Annotated in this window: 1 protein-coding gene; it reads left to right on the forward strand. The window is 48.7% G+C overall.

All coding sequences use genetic code 11. The features are described from left to right. Nucleotides 1-244: 244 nt before the first annotated feature. Nucleotides 245-501: hypothetical protein (locus ACOCD2_RS26350; RefSeq protein ID WP_419605144.1), on the forward strand; the 257-nt coding region annotated here is incomplete at its 3' end.

Here is a 501-nt window from a genome sequence, read left to right on the forward strand (position 1 = left end):
CATATATCACTTGAAATGGTACAGGGTGCACGGTACAGTTTAGCCACAAATCAGAGCCGAGCCGTATAACAAGGAAATGGCTGAACTGGGGTAACAAGGGCGGCGAAAGTCGCAAGGCGGTCAACCAGTAATGGCGCACTGCTTCTGGGCGGCGACCCTACTCTCCATTGAGAAAAGAGGGACGCGCAGTAAATAGCCCGCCGGAGCGAGTAACCGGCACAGATCGAACAATAGGAGAGCATCCATGAGCATGAGCGCATTCACAGAAATTAATGAATCTCGAATTAACTATGAGATACGTGAAAACGGCGAATCCATTGTAGGGGTTCCGCCTTATCAGCCTATCTATCAGGAAGAAGAAGTGCATGTTCCCGTTAAATATGGAGCGCAGGTTGTGATTGATGAAGATATGCCTTCATATAAAGGAGCACATCTACTCGGACACGAAGGAGAGTTGGCTGTTGAAGTGAAATATGAGGTTCGGCGTCGTGACAGCGGAAA

Origin of the sequence: Thiolapillus sp., from assembly GCF_048562965.1 — a bacterium.
In the GTDB taxonomy this organism is placed as follows: Bacteria; Pseudomonadota; Gammaproteobacteria; order Chromatiales; family Chromatiaceae; genus Thiolapillus; species Thiolapillus brandeum_A.